Source organism: Anaerovibrio lipolyticus DSM 3074 (genome assembly GCF_900141865.1).
Lineage (GTDB): Bacteria > Bacillota > Negativicutes > Selenomonadales > Selenomonadaceae > Anaerovibrio > Anaerovibrio lipolyticus.
Genome location: NZ_FQYW01000014.1, coordinates 77,260 through 92,214 on the forward strand (window position 1 = coordinate 77,260; position 14,955 = coordinate 92,214).

At 44.1% G+C, this 14,955-nt stretch carries 17 protein-coding genes, 3 tRNA genes and 2 rRNA genes; all 22 read right to left on the minus strand.

Going from position 1 to position 14,955, the window contains the following annotated elements; all coding sequences use genetic code 11:
- Window positions 1-21: 21 nt before the first annotated feature.
- Window positions 22-462 carry a 50S ribosomal protein L13 gene (gene rplM, locus B6K08_RS08880; RefSeq protein ID WP_027396225.1) on the minus strand — a complete coding sequence of 147 codons (441 nt, stop codon included), beginning with the start codon at window positions 460-462 and terminating at the stop codon, window positions 22-24.
- A gap of 268 nt (window positions 463-730) precedes the next feature.
- The gene (thiM, locus tag B6K08_RS08885; protein WP_039206608.1) at window positions 731-1,561 is read right to left on the minus strand and encodes a hydroxyethylthiazole kinase; all 831 of its coding nucleotides are present in this window, start codon (window positions 1,559-1,561) and stop codon (window positions 731-733) included.
- Window positions 1,461-2,039, minus strand: coding sequence for an energy coupling factor transporter S component ThiW (gene thiW, locus B6K08_RS08890; protein WP_234985330.1), 579 nt, complete (start codon window positions 2,037-2,039; stop codon window positions 1,461-1,463). The genes thiM and thiW overlap by 101 nt, the downstream gene beginning before the upstream one ends.
- 344 nt (window positions 2,040-2,383) lie before the next feature.
- A complete protein-coding gene (locus tag B6K08_RS08895) occupies window positions 2,384-3,313 on the minus strand; it encodes a chemotaxis protein (protein ID WP_039206609.1) in 930 nt (309 codons plus the stop codon).
- A 156-nt stretch (window positions 3,314-3,469) separates the two neighbouring features.
- Window positions 3,470-4,342 carry a CvfB family protein gene (locus tag B6K08_RS08900; protein ID WP_143254884.1) on the minus strand — a complete coding sequence of 291 codons (873 nt, stop codon included), beginning with the start codon at window positions 4,340-4,342 and terminating at the stop codon, window positions 3,470-3,472.
- Between the two features lies 1 nt (window position 4,343).
- The gene (gene rsfS, locus B6K08_RS08905; RefSeq protein WP_039206612.1) at window positions 4,344-4,694 is read right to left on the minus strand and encodes a ribosome silencing factor; all 351 of its coding nucleotides are present in this window, start codon (window positions 4,692-4,694) and stop codon (window positions 4,344-4,346) included.
- Between the two features lie 21 nt (window positions 4,695-4,715).
- Window positions 4,716-5,726: an LCP family protein gene (locus B6K08_RS08910; protein ID WP_052211888.1), complete on the minus strand. Its 1,011-nt coding sequence runs from the start codon at window positions 5,724-5,726 to the stop codon at window positions 4,716-4,718.
- A gap of 9 nt (window positions 5,727-5,735) precedes the next feature.
- Window positions 5,736-6,308: a bis(5'-nucleosyl)-tetraphosphatase (symmetrical) YqeK gene (gene yqeK, locus B6K08_RS08915; RefSeq protein ID WP_039206614.1), complete on the minus strand. Its 573-nt coding sequence runs from the start codon at window positions 6,306-6,308 to the stop codon at window positions 5,736-5,738.
- A 65-nt stretch (window positions 6,309-6,373) separates the two neighbouring features.
- Window positions 6,374-6,988, minus strand: a complete 615-nt coding sequence (gene nadD, locus B6K08_RS08920) for a nicotinate-nucleotide adenylyltransferase (RefSeq protein WP_039206617.1) — start codon at window positions 6,986-6,988, stop codon at window positions 6,374-6,376.
- Between the two features lie 155 nt (window positions 6,989-7,143).
- Window positions 7,144-8,397: a glutamate-5-semialdehyde dehydrogenase gene (locus B6K08_RS08925; protein WP_080325958.1), complete on the minus strand. Its 1,254-nt coding sequence runs from the start codon at window positions 8,395-8,397 to the stop codon at window positions 7,144-7,146.
- A gap of 33 nt (window positions 8,398-8,430) precedes the next feature.
- Window positions 8,431-9,555 carry a glutamate 5-kinase gene (proB, locus tag B6K08_RS08930; RefSeq protein ID WP_039206622.1) on the minus strand — a complete coding sequence of 375 codons (1,125 nt, stop codon included), beginning with the start codon at window positions 9,553-9,555 and terminating at the stop codon, window positions 8,431-8,433.
- A gap of 32 nt (window positions 9,556-9,587) precedes the next feature.
- The gene (gene yhbY, locus B6K08_RS08935; RefSeq protein WP_027396234.1) at window positions 9,588-9,893 is read right to left on the minus strand and encodes a ribosome assembly RNA-binding protein YhbY; all 306 of its coding nucleotides are present in this window, start codon (window positions 9,891-9,893) and stop codon (window positions 9,588-9,590) included.
- A gap of 14 nt (window positions 9,894-9,907) precedes the next feature.
- A complete protein-coding gene (obgE, locus tag B6K08_RS08940; protein WP_080325954.1) occupies window positions 9,908-11,197 on the minus strand; it encodes a GTPase ObgE in 1,290 nt (429 codons plus the stop codon).
- A gap of 157 nt (window positions 11,198-11,354) precedes the next feature.
- A complete protein-coding gene (rpmA, locus tag B6K08_RS08945) occupies window positions 11,355-11,648 on the minus strand; it encodes a 50S ribosomal protein L27 (protein ID WP_027396236.1) in 294 nt (97 codons plus the stop codon).
- 5 nt (window positions 11,649-11,653) lie between these two features.
- Window positions 11,654-12,067 carry a ribosomal-processing cysteine protease Prp gene (locus B6K08_RS08950; protein WP_051555310.1) on the minus strand — a complete coding sequence of 138 codons (414 nt, stop codon included), beginning with the start codon at window positions 12,065-12,067 and terminating at the stop codon, window positions 11,654-11,656.
- Between the two features lie 64 nt (window positions 12,068-12,131).
- Window positions 12,132-12,443, minus strand: a complete 312-nt coding sequence (gene rplU / locus B6K08_RS08955; protein ID WP_027396237.1) for a 50S ribosomal protein L21 — start codon at window positions 12,441-12,443, stop codon at window positions 12,132-12,134.
- A gap of 225 nt (window positions 12,444-12,668) precedes the next feature.
- Window positions 12,669-14,048 (minus strand): NCS2 family permease, encoded by a 1,380-nt coding sequence (locus B6K08_RS08960; RefSeq protein ID WP_039206627.1) that lies wholly within the window; start codon window positions 14,046-14,048, stop codon window positions 12,669-12,671.
- Window positions 14,049-14,193: 145 nt separating this feature from the next.
- Window positions 14,194-14,282 (minus strand) — tRNA-Ser (locus B6K08_RS08965).
- Window positions 14,283-14,303: 21 nt separating this feature from the next.
- Window positions 14,304-14,379, minus strand: a tRNA-Trp gene (locus tag B6K08_RS08970).
- 6 nt (window positions 14,380-14,385) lie between these two features.
- Window positions 14,386-14,461: transfer RNA gene (locus tag B6K08_RS08975), tRNA-His, on the minus strand.
- 8 nt (window positions 14,462-14,469) lie between these two features.
- Window positions 14,470-14,586, minus strand: a 5S ribosomal RNA gene (gene rrf / locus B6K08_RS08980).
- 79 nt (window positions 14,587-14,665) lie between these two features.
- A 23S ribosomal RNA gene (locus B6K08_RS08985) occupies window positions 14,666-14,955 on the minus strand; the annotation flags it as partial.

Consider the following 14,955-nt stretch of genomic DNA (forward strand, 5'->3'; position numbering starts at 1 on the left):
AAATGTTCCTCCTTCCAAGTATTAGCGAATGTTCAGCTTGAGCTCTTCTGGCTGCTGTGCAGCATGAGGATGCTCGGAACCAGCATATACATTCAGCTTTCTATACATCTGCTCACCAAGACGGTTGTGTGGAAGCATACCACGGATAGCCTTCTCAACAACGCGAGTTGGGAACTTCTCCATCATCTGACCAGCTGGGGTGAAAGTAGTTCCACCAGTGTAACCGGAATGACGGAAATAAATCTTATCAGTTAACTTCTTACCAGTGAATACAACCTTCTCTGCATTGATAACGATAACGAAATCACCACAATCAACATGTGGAGTGAAGGTTGGTTTATGTTTACCGCGAAGAACTTTTGCAACTTCAGCAGCTAATCTACCTACAGTCTGACCTTCAGCGTCTACAACATACCATTTACGCTCTACGTTCTGAGCATTTGCCATAAACGTTGTCTTCATGCGATATATCCCTCCCATAAATTTTAATTTTTATTTTTCTAATTTGGGTTGTGAAGTGTAGTCGGCCTCCGGGGCTAATGGAAGCGGCTCTACAAAGCCTCACTTGAACTATTTTACTCAAGTTTCCATAGGAAGTCAAGCATTTTCTTGTCAACCTGATAAGAAGCCGCAGAAAACGCCTCACCTTTTATCCACAGAATATCTGTGAATAAAATAGCTTATGCCCGAATATAATACAATATTTTGGAGTACCATTTCAACTACTTTTTTAAAGTTTTATGATTTTTCCCTTGGTGATTATATCACCGTCTTTCAAGTTATACACTTCATCAAAGAGCTTCATATGGAAGGTGCCAGGGCCATCACTTACCTGTTCTGCCTTTTCCCCGGCAATCCCCAAGGTTATGGTTCCAAGCAAGGCAGCCATCAAGGGGTTACCACTTGGAAGCAGGGCAGCTACCATGGCATTTAGCATACATCCTGTTCCAGTAATATTTCCCAGCATAGGAACACCATTGTGCACCATATAGGAATTCTCCCCATCTGTAATAAAATCTATAGGACCACTTACCAGAAGTACCGCGGAATGCTCTTTGGCCCACTGGCCTAAAAATTTTGCATACTCGTCTACATTCTGTTCATCTATAAGCTGCTCCTTATTGGCTTCCACCCCGGAGCTACGGCATTCTATACCACAGGTGGAAAGAATCTCCGTAATATTGCCCTTCAACACAGCTGGCTTATATTTATTGATAAAATCCTGCAGAAAGTTTTTCCGTAATGTACTGCAAGCGGCACCAACTAAATCAATTATTATCGGAACGCCATGATCTCTGGCAGCAGCTGCTGATATCCCCATGGCCAGCAATCTGTCCCTTGTTATTGAGCCTAAATTTAAGCATAGGGCATTGGCCACAGAGGTGATTTCATCCACCTCCTCCGGATGCTCAGCCATCATTGGCCGACCTCCAAGAGCCAATATCATATTTGCACAATCATTAATGGATATTGGATTGGTGATACAATGAATCAGAGGACTGGTTTTCCTGATAAAGTGGCTCACTTCCAGTATCTCTTGGGAAATCTTGTGATTTATCATAGGTTCTCGCTCCCAGCTTCTTTTGAATTTCAGTCAAGGTGTTGTTCTTCTTCAGGGCAGTAAGGAAAATAAAGGCAATAGAGCCTCCTATAAGGGTACCCATAATGAATGATGGCACATAGAACATCCAGGTCAGTCCTGTGCGACCAACTAAAAATGCCATTACAGGGTAGGATACAATGGCACCTATAATTCCAGTTCCAATAACTTCACCCAGAACAGCACCTATAAGCTTCCCCTTAGTCATTCTATATAACAGTCCGGATAAGGTTGCTCCAAAGATGGCACCAGTTAAGGCCAAAGGCGGTATCCCCATTACAACCATTCTAATAATACCTATAATAAATGCACAGGTAAAGGCTTCTACCGGTCCCAGCATAACGGCACACACAATATTAATGAGATGAGCCATAGGACACATGCCCTCAACACGCAATATAGGAGAAATAACAACTCCTAAACCGATCATCATGGCCATAAAGACCATCCTTAAAATTTTCTGGTGATTTGACATAAAAAAACTTCACTCCTTTAGCTAAATTCCCCGGGATTTCGGCTGCAGTCAGTGAAGTGCTTATTTATAAACATAAATAGACAGCTATACAGCACAAAATCTGCCGAGGCAGGCGGTCGAAGCTCACTAGCTTCCTCTCAACCCGAAACACGGGCTCCCTCGCTATACATCTGTCTGTCAAAAAAATCGAAGGCGCTCCCCTACGATTTCCTTAGTTTAACGACACTTTTAGTTTAAAATCTTCTGTTTAATTTGTCAATATAAAATAAAAATAACTCCCGCCCAAGGCGGGAGTCTTTGCTTTAATGTTATTCTTCTGGTTTCTTGTAGTTGAACACAAGCTCATCAATGAGACCAATCAGCTGATTAATCTCCGGCTTACTAATCTGTCCATTTGCACCAAGCTGTTCACCCTTGCGGCGCATTTCCTCACTAATGAGGGAGGAGAACAGGATAAACGGAATATTGGCATATCTCTGATCTTCACGAACCAGCTTCAGGAGGCGATGACCATCCATCTGTGGCATCTCAATATCGGAAATAATAACACGAACCTGATCCTCAATAGGAGCATCCTTGTCAATACCATCAGACAGATACTTCCAGGCATCAGCACCATTATTAAAGTCACGAACATATCTATAGCCGGACTCATGGAGAGTGGATACCAACAGTTCACGAAGCAATGGAGAATCCTCTGCACATACAACATGTACATTGTTTCTCTTTGCCTTAACATCCACTGTAGCATCTTCAAAGGTGGTGAGCTTCTGATTAATTTCAGGATTAATCTCGGCAATAATTGTCTCGAAGTCCAACAGGAGAATAATCTTGCCTTCCATCTTGATGATACCAACTACACGGGACTGATCGCCAACCTCAGGAGATGGCTCCATGTTCTTCCAGGAAATACGGTGAATACGGGATACACTGTCTACCAGGAAGCCGATATTATAATTGTTAATTTCGGTAACAATTATATTCTTTGGCTCATCAGGAGTCTGGACATTAAGACATCTTGGCAAATTAACCAATGGAATAGCCTTACCACGCAAGGTAAACAGACCATCTACATAAGGATGGGCCTGAGGCATCTCCGTAACAGGAGTGCGGGTAATAACCTCGCGAACCTTTGCTACGTTAATACCATAGTTAACCTCACCAATATTAAACTCAACAATCTCAAACTCATTAGTACCGGTCTCTAAAAGAATACCCTTCTTCTCTTCAGTTGCCATTCAATCGCCCCCATAATATCTATTTTCCCACAAAACACGTGGGAAACATTCACTATACAAACCTAAATAATAGTTACTGCAATACACAAAATTACTATATACTGTAATATTCGTTATTCATAAACTAATTCCTGCTAAAGATACAGAAAAACTTTTTTATTTCAAAAAAGTCCAGCCGTCCCGTTCTTCTACCAGCCCATCCTTCATCAATCTACCCAGTGCTCTCTTAAATGCAGCCTTGCTTATATGAAATTTTCCCTTAATAAGCTCCGGCGAGCTCTCATCAGAATATGGCATTTTCCCCTCATGATTCTGTAGAAACATCAGCAGCTTATCAGAATCTGAATTCATTGCCTTTTCCTTTGCCTCCCTGAGAGAAGCATTTAATCTGCCATCCTGACGGATATAGATAACCCTGGCCGTAATTTCCTCACCGACCCGCGGACGGTAAGGGGCCTCCTGATGAGGAATAAAGGCAATATAACGCTCCTTGGTCAGCATAAATATGCCACTATCGGTAATATTATATATGGAACCGGATATTTCCTGCCCCTTATGCACACTTTTATCTGCCTTTACAGAGGCCCGGCGTATTTCGTCTTCTACCTTCATGGTCACAGCCAAACGTCCTGATTTATCAGTATACAGCTTTGCCCATACCACTTCACCAACCTGAAGGTTGCCGCGCATACCAGCAAAAGGCATAAATATACCACGTTCAGCCCCCACGTCAAGGAAGGCACCATCCTTGGACACATTGATTACCTTCAATCTGGCAATCTGTCCCTCCCGCATTTTTGGAACCCGCATACTGGCAGTAAGACGACGTTTAGGGTCAAGATACAAAAATACCTTTACTTCATCCCCTACCTTTACCTCTGATGTTTGCTGAGTTTTATGAAGCAAAATATCATCATTGGTATTGCCAGTCTCCGCATCCAGGAACACGCCCATTTCTGACTCACGGACTGCCTTAAGGGTCACAACGGTACTAGGTCCGTATTTCTTACGTGGTTTTTCCCTTTCCATACTATTCCTCATATACTGTCAGCTCTGCATCGCCCCAAAGGCTTTCCAGAGAATAATACTCACGGCTTTCCTGAAGGAATATGTGGGCCACACAGTCACCATAATCCAAAAGCACCCACTCAGCCTCCCTATAGCCTTCACGATGCAGCATATCATGACCTGCCTCGTGTAGCTGTTCTTCAATATTATCAGAAATAGCCTTTACCTGGGTGGTACTATTAGCTGAACAAACTACAAAATAATCGGTGGCCGGACTAAGCTCGGTCATGTTCATCAGTACCACATCACGGGCTTTCTTATCATCGGCGGCCTTTGCGATAGCATTGGCTAATTCTAATGAAGTTTTGTACAAATCAATTCCTCCTTGTATTGGTTAATCGTCTCCTCCGGATTCCTCCTGAGGAAACAGTTCATCTATTAATTCAGTGGTTTTCTCCGGATTATAAATCCAGCTGCCATCATGCTGTAGCTCCCCTGGCAAAATTGTCACAACAGGTTTTGTACCCTGCATATTTGTCAACAAGCTGGCAAAATGACCTGAATCGAAGGCCTCTATACTGGATTTTATGCGCTTATCACATATTTTCACCAGCTCCGGAATCTTCGAAAGGCTGTCCGGCTCCATGAGCTTGCTACAGAAAGCCTTCAAAAATTTTTGCTGACGCATGCTGCGTCCATAGGCACCCAGATCATCACTGGCAAATCGCAGATACTTTTGAGCCATATCCCCTTCCATGTGCTGTATGCCCTTTGGAATGTGGATGTATAAATCACCCTCTGGATCATCATAATTAAGGTCATTATCAACGTAAATATCAATGCCGCCCATTACATCCACAACCTCAGCCAAAGCCTCGGTATCAATAGCGACATAATGGTGAAGGGTTATCCCCAGATTTTTGGACACCGTCTGCTCCATAAGGGGAATTCCCCCATAATAATAGGCATTATTGAGTGGCTCAGGAGCATTGCGCCCTTGAATATTCACCATGGTGTATCTTGGAATGGTGATAAATCTAACTTCTCCCGTATTATGCTTAAAGCTCATAATAATAACGGCGTCCGCCGACTGACCACTATCCTCCTTACCAGGATCAAGGCCCAACACCAGAATATTGGTATATCCATCAAAGCGGGGATCAAAGCTGGCTGCCCGCAAATCTTTCCTTTGCTTGTAGCCATCATATATTTCCATGTAAACAGCCATTCTCTGGCTTCCCCAATGGTATATCTGCATGGATAACCAGCCCACCCCAGTAAGAACTACCATAACTATAAGGGTAGCCATAAAAATTCTTACTATTTTAACATTACGCTTACGGCGCTTCTGGGCTTGTTTTTGTTTAATTCTTTCTCTTGTCTCACTATATGGCTTTTTGCTCATATTTTATGCTCATTTCTTGAGTTTTAAAAGAATCTCATTTCTGGCAATAACGGTATCAGGATGTATCAGGTGATTTTTGTTCAATACAAATTCTATGGATTGGGATAAGCCTGCCAAAACCATTTCATCAAGGCTAACAGTTTTGGAAAGCTCCCGCAAGTGCTCCACTGCCGGATAGTCCCTGGCCGGCTCAATCATATCTGCAAAATATATAATCTTATCCAGATCTGTCATTGCTGCTCCACCAACAGTATGGCGATAGATAGCCTGGGCTATCTCCTCATCCTCCACACCGTATTCTTCCCGAATAAGCTCAGCCCCAATGTAGCCATGCAATAATAGAGGCATGCTTTTTTCCACCTCTCCATAGGATATATGGCGCTTATCTGCTTCACTTATCATCTGTTCATTGGGATACTGACGGGCACAGTCATGAAGAAGGCCAGCAATTCTCGCCTTTTCAATATCTACACCAAACCGCTCTGCCAGATAAACTGCCGATTCAGCCACACCTACAGAATGAATAAATCTGGTAGTCTTTAATCTGCTTTGCAGCTTGTCCTTCATCTCATCATAAGTCATATCAAATCTATACCTGCTAACACCACAAAAAGGACACCGCAAAACGATATCCCATTTTATGGTCTTTAATCTTTATATAGGCCTTCCTTATAAATATATTGCTCCACACTTGATGGCACAATATATTTAATGGAATAGCCTTTTTTTATGCGATTTCTGATATCCGTGGAAGATATTTCCAGCTCCGGAGTTTCCAGCCGATGAATCTTCCTTTTGCCAAGCTCCCCAAAGGACTCTTTAATCTGATTTACATCCGGAAGACAGCCCTGACGGGATGCGCCAATAAAATGGCACAACTCCAACAGCTCATCTATGCGGTCCCAAGTATGAATTTCCTGAATGGCATCCGCACCAGTTATAAAAAAGAACTCTGTCCCCTTGCCATACTGGGTTATAAGTTGGGATATGGTATCAATGGTATAGGATGGTCCCGGACGGTTCATCTCTATGTCAGATACCTCAAAATTAGGGTTGGAGCAAGTCGCCAGCACCGTCATTACATATCTGTGCTTGGCCATGGTAACACTCTGCTGCTGCTTATGCGGTGGCACAGCAGCCGGTATAAAGATAACCTTATCCAGATTATACTCATCGCGAACTGCCTCAGCAGTCATGAGATGCCCCACATGAATAGGATCAAAGGTACCTCCCATGATGCCCAAACGCTTCTTTTTACCCATAATACGCTCCTACAATAAACTTAATAGAAAAACCGCTACAACACAAACAAAAATTATTATAGCAATTCCTCGGGCATAATCAAGTATATCATGTCTGCCCTTTTTTGTATCGTAATACTGCCCAATTGTTTTTAAATATCCTTTAATTAATCGAATCAACGGATTTGTCCATCTCCATTAATAAGATACTTGGTACTGGTCAGTGCCACCAAGCCCATAGGACCACGGGCATGGAGCTTCTGGGTACTGATACCGATCTCAGCGCCAAAACCGAACTCACAGCCATCAGTGAATCTGGTGGAGGCATTGACATAAACGGAAGAAGCATTTACACGACGCTGGAAAAGCCGTGAATTAGTCAAATTCTCAGTTACGATGGTTTCAGAATGACCTGTGTTGTACTTATTTATATGCTCAATAGCCTCGTTAACATCTGCCACCACCTTCACGGAGAGAATCAGATCACCATACTCAGTGCTCCAGTCCTCCTCAGTGGCTGGAACCATATCTGGAACAATATCCAAGGATGCCTTGCAGCCCCGGAGCTCAGTATTCTTCTCCTTCATAGCCCTTGACAGCATAGGCAAAAACCTTTCTGCTACATTCCTATGCACCAAAAGGGTTTCCATGGCATTACATACTGAAGGTCTGGAGGTCTTGGCATTCACTGCAATCTTAAGGGCCATATCCAAATCAGCACTCTCATCTACATAAGTATGACATACTCCAGTACCAGTTTCAATAACGGGCACGGTACTATTTTCCACCACAGTCTTAATCAGCCCCGCACCGCCTCTTGGGATAATAACATCCAAATAATTGTTGAGCTTCAGCATAATATTTACAGCTTCACGATCCACAACATCCACAAACTGGATAGCTCCCTCCGGAATACCGGCACCATAAGCAGCCTTCTGCAAAAGCTCAATAATGGCAATATTGGAATTAATGGCCTCAGAACCACCACGAAGAATAACAGCATTGCCGGATTTAATACAAAGGCCTGCTGCATCGGAGGTAACATTTGGTCGGGCTTCATAAATCATACCCACTACTCCCAGCGGAACCCGCACACGGCGAATTTCCAAGCCATTAGGACGAATGGTGGAATAATCCCCTTCTCCTACAGGATCAGGCAAAGCAGCTGCCTGCCGAAGGCCATCTGCCATACCCCCAATACGTTCATGGGTAAGAAGCAATCTATCCAGATATGATTTCTTTACGCCCTTTTCCTCTGCCAAAGCCATATCCTTTTTATTGGCTTCAATAATAACATCGTCATGTTTCTCCAGCATATCCGCCATGGCCAATAATGCCTCGTTTTTTGTATCCGTCGAAACCAAAGTCATGGCATCAGCAGCCTTCACTGCCGCCTCTGCCTTGGAAACCATAATTTTCTGCAAATCCACTGCCATTACCTCCCTGCTGCTTGGCGGTAAACCTTAAATCATAAGAACCATATTATCCCGATGAATAACCTCATCATGGTCATTATCCGGTAGAAGAACCTTAAACTCATCAGTTTTTAGTCCCTTAATTTTCTCCAGATCATTTCTGTCAAAATTAATGACTCCACGGGCAATTTCCTGGTAGTCCTCGGTCAATACCCGCACTGTATCACCAATGGTATATTCGCCCTCAGACTGCTTAATACCTGCTGCCAGCAAGCTGGAGCCTGATTTTAAGGCCTTTACACAGCCTGCATCCACTACCAGATCACCACTGATACGCTTTCCAAAGGCCAGCCATCCCTTTCGTGCTTTTAAATGAGCTTCCTTTGGCGGAAATACTGTTCCCACATTCTCACCATCAATAATCCGACGTATTATGCCCTTTTCGCTGCCGGAGGCAATACACATGGTAACACCTGAAGCCGTGGCAATCTTGGCCGCCTCAATCTTGGTGGACATGCCACCGGTTCCCAGGGCAGACCCCGCTCCCCCGGCAATCTGCTCAATATGGGGAGTAATTTCCTTTATCTCATGAATAAGGGTAGCCGATGGATCCTTGGAAGGATTTCCCGTATATACCCCGTCAATATCGGACAGGATAATCAGCAAATCTGCATCCACCAGGGCTGCCACCATGGCTGAAAGATTGTCGTTATCACCAATCTTAACCTCATCCACTGCCACCGCATCATTTTCATTTATAATAGGCACCACGCCCATTTTAAGCATAGTGAGAAGTGTATTGCGTGAGTTATTGTACTGCTTGTGCTGCACATAGTTATCACGGGTCAAAAGCACCTGACCGGCTACTTGCCCATATTCAGCAAAGAGCTTGTCATAAATATGCATGAGCATTCCCTGTCCAACGGCAGCCAATGCCTGCTTTTCCTTTACCCCGGAGGGCCGTTCACTCAGGCCCATACGAACCACACCAGCACCAATGGCACCAGAGGAAACCAGAATAACATCCTTGCCCTGACTGGAAAGATCTGCCAGCTCACGGACCAGCTGCTCTATTCTATAAAGGTTAAGCTTGCCGTTATCATAAAGGAGAGTGCTTGTCCCCACCTTTACAACAATACGGCTGGCGCTTTTTATATGCTCACGAGTCTCCATAACCCAAACCTCACTTCATTTTGGCAGTCAAATTATTTTGGCAGCTCAATCTTAGGGGAATCAAAATTACGCTTAAACAAAAGTCCGTTATGACCAATAATCTGAACAAGGTCAGAATTGGTACGCTCTGCCAGCATAGTGATTGCAGATTCAGGATCATCCATGCAGTTCTGAAGTACACGCACCTTCACCAGCTCACGCTTCTTGATAGCCTCTGCTGCGGACTGAACCACTGTAGGACTTACCCCTTCTTTGCCAATCATAACAACTGGATCCATGGTCATTCCCATGGAACGCAGAAATCTTTTCTGCTTGCCGGTTAATGTATTCTTTATCATATATAGTTATCTCCTTAATCCCGATACTCGAATTCCATTTCGCCGATTCTTACAGTATTACCTTCCTTGATACCACGCTCAATGAGCTTCTTATCAATGCCCTTTATTCGCCAGATATACTGGAAGCGTCTGATGGCCTCGTCATTGCCGAAATTAGTCATAGCCACCAGCTTATCAAGTGACTTGGAGCTTACAATGAAATCACCTGCATCATTACGGGTAATGGTAACCTTATCAGGATCCTCTTCCTTGGCATCATATACCTTAACGCCCTCTTCCACATCCGGCTCCTCAACGTATTCGTCAAGAACCTGGGCCACACGCTGAATAAGCTCCTTTGTTCCCTGACGGGTAGCTGCAGAAATAGGGAATATTTCAATGCCCTCTTTCTCCGCCAATTCCTTAAGGCGCTCAAAGTTTTCCTGAGCTCCTGGCAAATCCATCTTATTGGCCGCCAAAATCTGTGGACGACGGGCAATTTTTTCGCTATAAATCTTCAGCTCTTTATTAATCTTGTAATAATCCTCAACTGGATCACGGCCTTCCACACCAGAGGCATCCACGATATGAACAATAACCTTGGTACGCTCCACATGGCGAAGGAAATCGTGGCCAAGGCCAACGCCCTCAGAGGCACCGTCAATAAACCCCGGAATATCAGCCATTACAAAGGTACGCTCATCATCAATATCACCAACGCTTACCACACCCAGTACAGGGGTAATGGTGGTAAAATGATACTCGGCAATCTCTGGACGGGCTGCAGAAACAGCAGCCACCAGACTGGATTTACCCACGCTTGGATAGCCTACCAGCCCCACGTCAGCCAGCAGCTTCAGCTCCAAAATAAGATTGCGGCTTTCACCAGGCTCACCCAGCTCTGCAAATGTAGGGGCACGATTGGCACTATTGGCAAACTTGGCATTGCCACGGCCGCCACGGCCACCCTTGGCAATAACAGCCTCCTGCCCAATTTCAGTAAGATCTGCCAAAATTTCTCCAGTATCAGCATCCTTGACCAAAGTTCCCTGAGGAACTTTAACAATACAAGGGGGTGCGTTATGACCATACTGATTTTTAATATCGCCATTCTCACCGTTCTTGCCCTGGAATTTTCTGTGATAACGGAAATCCAGCAGAGTATTCATATTATTATCAACAACAAAGACAATATCAGCACCACGGCCACCATCACCGCCGGATGGACCGCCCTTGGCAACGAATTTCTCACGCCGAAAAGCTGACTTGCCGTTACCGCCGTTGCCGGCAGTAACCTTTATGGTAGTTCTATCTATAAACTGCATAAGCCTCTCCTTAATAAAAGTGACCCAAAGTGATGTATAAAAAGCTGGTATTGTATACCAATGCCAGCTTTTTATACATTACTCAATTTAATCAATCAAATAAGCAAATAATAAAATATACCTGCGCCTATGTGAAGACGCAGGTATTTTCTACTAATTACATAGCAGCTTCGTCAACTGCATAAACGCTAACCTGACGGTTATAACGACCCTTGCGCTCGAAAGCTACACGGCCATCAATCTTAGCGAACAGGGTATCGTCCTTACCAATACCAACATTGGTACCTGGGTGGAAATGAGTTCCACGCTGACGAACCAGAATGCTGCCTGCAGTTACAACGGTGCCAGCCTGCTCCTTAACACCAAGGCGCTTTGCCTCAGAGTCACGGCCGTTACGGGTGCTGGACACACCTTTCTTATGTGCGAAAAGCTGTAAATCAAAAGTGAACATTAACATTACACCTCCTGATCCTGTTGAATCTCAAAAATGTGCACCCCGTCGAGATCATTCTCTCGGATTCGTTCATCGTAGATGTCATAAAGTCCAATAAGCATTGTCTCTAATAGTGCATCAGTTATATCATCGAGGTCAGTAGTAAGCCTTACCTGTAAGTCACCTGGCGCAACCTTATACTTAAGATAAGCAGATAAGCTATCCGGATTGCTCCTGGAAAGATTATGAAGCCGCATGAGGTGCTCACCCAAGCCCTTTAACGTAGTCTGTGCCAATACGGAAACGCCGGCACACACAATGCTACTCCCCCGCTGACCATGATGGCCAGCAACGGTGTAACCGAAAATTCTGTCCTCTTTATTTCGGTAAACGGTAATTTCGATACCACCGTCCACCTTCTGTCTGTCACGTCTCATAGGAAATACCAACAACAATAAATACCATACAACGACTAACAGAACTAAAAGTCATTGCTTACGATTAAGCCTCGATCTTCTCGATAACAACCTTAGTGAATGGCTGACGATGGCCCTGACGCTTGCGGTAGTTGGACTTAGCCTTGTACTTGAATACCAGGATCTTCTTATCCTTGCCCTGAGCTTCTACCTTAGCAGTAACCTTCGCACCTTCAACAACTGGCTTGCCAACAACAACCTCGTTATCCTTTACAACAGTCAGAACCTGATCAAAGGTAACAGCCTCGCCCTCAGCAGCCTCAATCTTCTCAACAGTGATAACATCGCCTTCAGCAACCTTATACTGCTTGCCACCAGTCTTGATAATTGCGTACATTCATTTACACCTCCCTATAATTTACTCGCCAATTACGGTACAGCCTAAGCTGTTTACAAAAACCTCACTGTGCGGTTTGGGAAAGCGCATACCTATTGCGCTTACGTTTAAATATACTATCATAAAGCCCATACTTAGTCAACAAAAAAATAGCACGGAAATCACTAAAATTTCCATGCTATTTCATAATTTTATAATGCAGCCATTAAAGGCAAAAAGCCATCATCAAACGTAAATGTATTTTAATATGAAGATAACAGCCAAAATATACATTACTGGGCTAATGGATTTCTTTCTGAAATCGCCAGACAACACATTGATTACAACGTAAGAAATGAAGCCCATAGCAATACCCTCAGAGATGGAGTACATAAATACCATGGTTACAGTAGCAATGTAAGCAGGGAATGCCTCAGTAAGATCAGTGAAATCAATCTTGGTAAGGGAGCTTACCATAAGGAAGCCTACTACAATCAGAGCAGGTGCAGTAGCAAATGCAGGGATTGTGAGGAACAATGGTGCCAGGAACAAGCTCAGAACAAAGAGACCCGCCACAGTCCATGCAGTAAGACCAGTACGACCACCAGCACTTACACCAGCAGAGCTCTCTACATAGGTGGATACAGTGGAAGTACCCAGCACAGCACCAATAGAGGTGGCGAGAGAATCTGCAAGAAGAGCGCCCTTAATATTTGGAAGGCGGCCCTGCTCATCCAGCATATCAGCCTTGGAAGCAACACCAATGAGAGTTCCAAGAGTATCAAAAAGGTCTACAAACATGAAGGCCAAAATAACAGTAAGGAAGTTAAAGCTCCAGATACCGGAGAAATCAACCTGCATAAGAGTTGGGGAGAGATCTGGAATACTGATTCCCTTGGAAAAATCAGGAATAGTAGAGAACATGCCCAGCTCTGGGTTAGGAATATAAAGCCCAGTAACCTCACAAATCATACCAAGAATCCAAGTAAAGAGAATACCCCAAAGGATATCACCAGGAACCTTCTTATGAATGAGAACAGCAATAACCAAAATACCGATTAAAGCAAGCACAGCACCCATACCAGTGGTATAGAAGGTACCATCTGCCAGAGAAGACTTAAATGGGAAAATAGAAACCAGTGTTGGGCTATCAACCACCAACTTAGCACTCTGCATACCGATAAAAGCAATGAAAAGGCCGATACCGGCAGTAACACCCATTTTAAGTGAGGTTGGCACACAGTTGAAAATTGCCTCTCTCACCTTAGTAAGGGACAATATAAGGAAAATAACACCTTCAATAAATACTGCGGCCAAAGCCACCTGCCAGGAATAGCCCATTGCACCACATACAGTAAATGCAAAGAAGGCATTCAGGCCCATACCAGGTGCCAGTGCAAAAGGATAGTTGGCAAATACTGCCATAAAGATAGTACCGATGGCAGAACCAATAGCTGTAGCAACAAATACAGCACCAGCATCCATACCAGTTGTGGAAAGAATACCAGGGTTAACTGCCAAGATGTAAGCCATTGTCATAAAGGTGGTAAGACCAGCAACCATCTCGGTGCGGACGGTAGTACCATTTTCCTTCAGATGAAACAGCTTCTCGAGAGTTTCACTCATTTTTCATCCTCCTAAAAAATAATAAAGAAAAAAACAAATATATTATACCCTAAGCAGTAATAAAAAACTATAAAAATCTATATTTTATGCATAAAAATACATAAAAAAAGAACTTTCAGATTTCTCTAAAAGTTCAAATATCCAATGGCGGAGCAGAGAGGATTCGAACCTCCGCAGCCTTGCGACCCTAACGATTTAGCAAACCGTCCTCTTCAGCCTCTTGAGTACTGCTCCAAATCATATTAAAAACAAAAATGGCAGGGGCAGTAAGAATCGAACTCACAACCTACGGTTTTGGAGACCGTTGCTCTACCAATTGAGCTATACCCCTGTAATATGGGGCGATCGGTGGGGATCGAACCCACGCATGCTGGAGCCACAATCCAGTGTGTTAACCACTTCACCACGACCGCCATATTGTAACCGGCAACTTCCTATCCTCCCAGGCCGTCTCCAGCCAAGTACTTTCGGCGTTTATGTGCTTAACTACTGTGTTCGGAATGGGAACAGGTGGGACCACATAGCCATCATCACCGGATATACAATTTTTTTGAAGACATTTTTAAATGTGCCTCCAAAACTAAACAGAAACAAGAACCATCTTAGTAAGTGCTTTTTAAGTTAAGCCCTCGACTTATTAGTACTGGTCCGCTTCACATGTCACCACGCTTCCACTTCCAGCCTATCTACCTCATCGTCTATAAGGAGTCTTACCAGATTGCTCTGTGAGAGATCTCATCTCAAGGCGGGTTTCACGCTTAGATGCTTTCAGCGTTTATCCCTTCCGAACGCAGCTACCCAGCTGTACAACTGGCGTCATAACTGGTACACCGTTGGTTCGTCCACTCCGGTCCTCTCGTACTAGGAGCAGCTCCCTTCAAATCTCTTGCGCCCGCGATGGATATGG

Bases quoted from the DNA above. Each gene is read 5' to 3' on its own strand.
- nadD (WP_039206617.1), bottom strand. From the start codon at position 6,988: ATGGGTAAAAAGAAGCGTTTGGGCATCATGGGAGGTACCTTTGATCCT.
- B6K08_RS08950 (WP_051555310.1), bottom strand. From the start codon at position 12,067: ATGAGACGTGACAGACAGAAGGTGGACGGTGGTATCGAAATTACCGTT.
- B6K08_RS08910 (WP_052211888.1), bottom strand. From the start codon at position 5,726: ATGAGCAAAAAGCCATATAGTGAGACAAGAGAAAGAATTAAACAAAAA.
- yqeK (WP_039206614.1), bottom strand. From the start codon at position 6,308: ATGACTTATGATGAGATGAAGGACAAGCTGCAAAGCAGATTAAAGACT.
- rplM (WP_027396225.1), bottom strand. From the start codon at position 462: ATGAAGACAACGTTTATGGCAAATGCTCAGAACGTAGAGCGTAAATGG.
- rplU (WP_027396237.1), bottom strand. From the start codon at position 12,443: ATGTACGCAATTATCAAGACTGGTGGCAAGCAGTATAAGGTTGCTGAA.
- thiW (WP_234985330.1), bottom strand. From the start codon at position 2,039: ATGGCCATGATGATCGGTTTAGGAGTTGTTATTTCTCCTATATTGCGT.
- thiM (WP_039206608.1), bottom strand. From the start codon at position 1,561: ATGATAAATCACAAGATTTCCCAAGAGATACTGGAAGTGAGCCACTTT.
- yhbY (WP_027396234.1), bottom strand. From the start codon at position 9,893: ATGATAAAGAATACATTAACCGGCAAGCAGAAAAGATTTCTGCGTTCC.
- B6K08_RS08895 (WP_039206609.1), bottom strand. From the start codon at position 3,313: ATGGCAACTGAAGAGAAGAAGGGTATTCTTTTAGAGACCGGTACTAAT.
- rpmA (WP_027396236.1), bottom strand. From the start codon at position 11,648: ATGTTCACTTTTGATTTACAGCTTTTCGCACATAAGAAAGGTGTGTCC.
- B6K08_RS08900 (WP_143254884.1), bottom strand. From the start codon at position 4,342: ATGGAAAGGGAAAAACCACGTAAGAAATACGGACCTAGTACCGTTGTG.
- obgE (WP_080325954.1), bottom strand. From the start codon at position 11,197: ATGCAGTTTATAGATAGAACTACCATAAAGGTTACTGCCGGCAACGGC.
- proB (WP_039206622.1), bottom strand. From the start codon at position 9,555: ATGGAGACTCGTGAGCATATAAAAAGCGCCAGCCGTATTGTTGTAAAG.
- B6K08_RS08960 (WP_039206627.1), bottom strand. From the start codon at position 14,048: ATGAGTGAAACTCTCGAGAAGCTGTTTCATCTGAAGGAAAATGGTACT.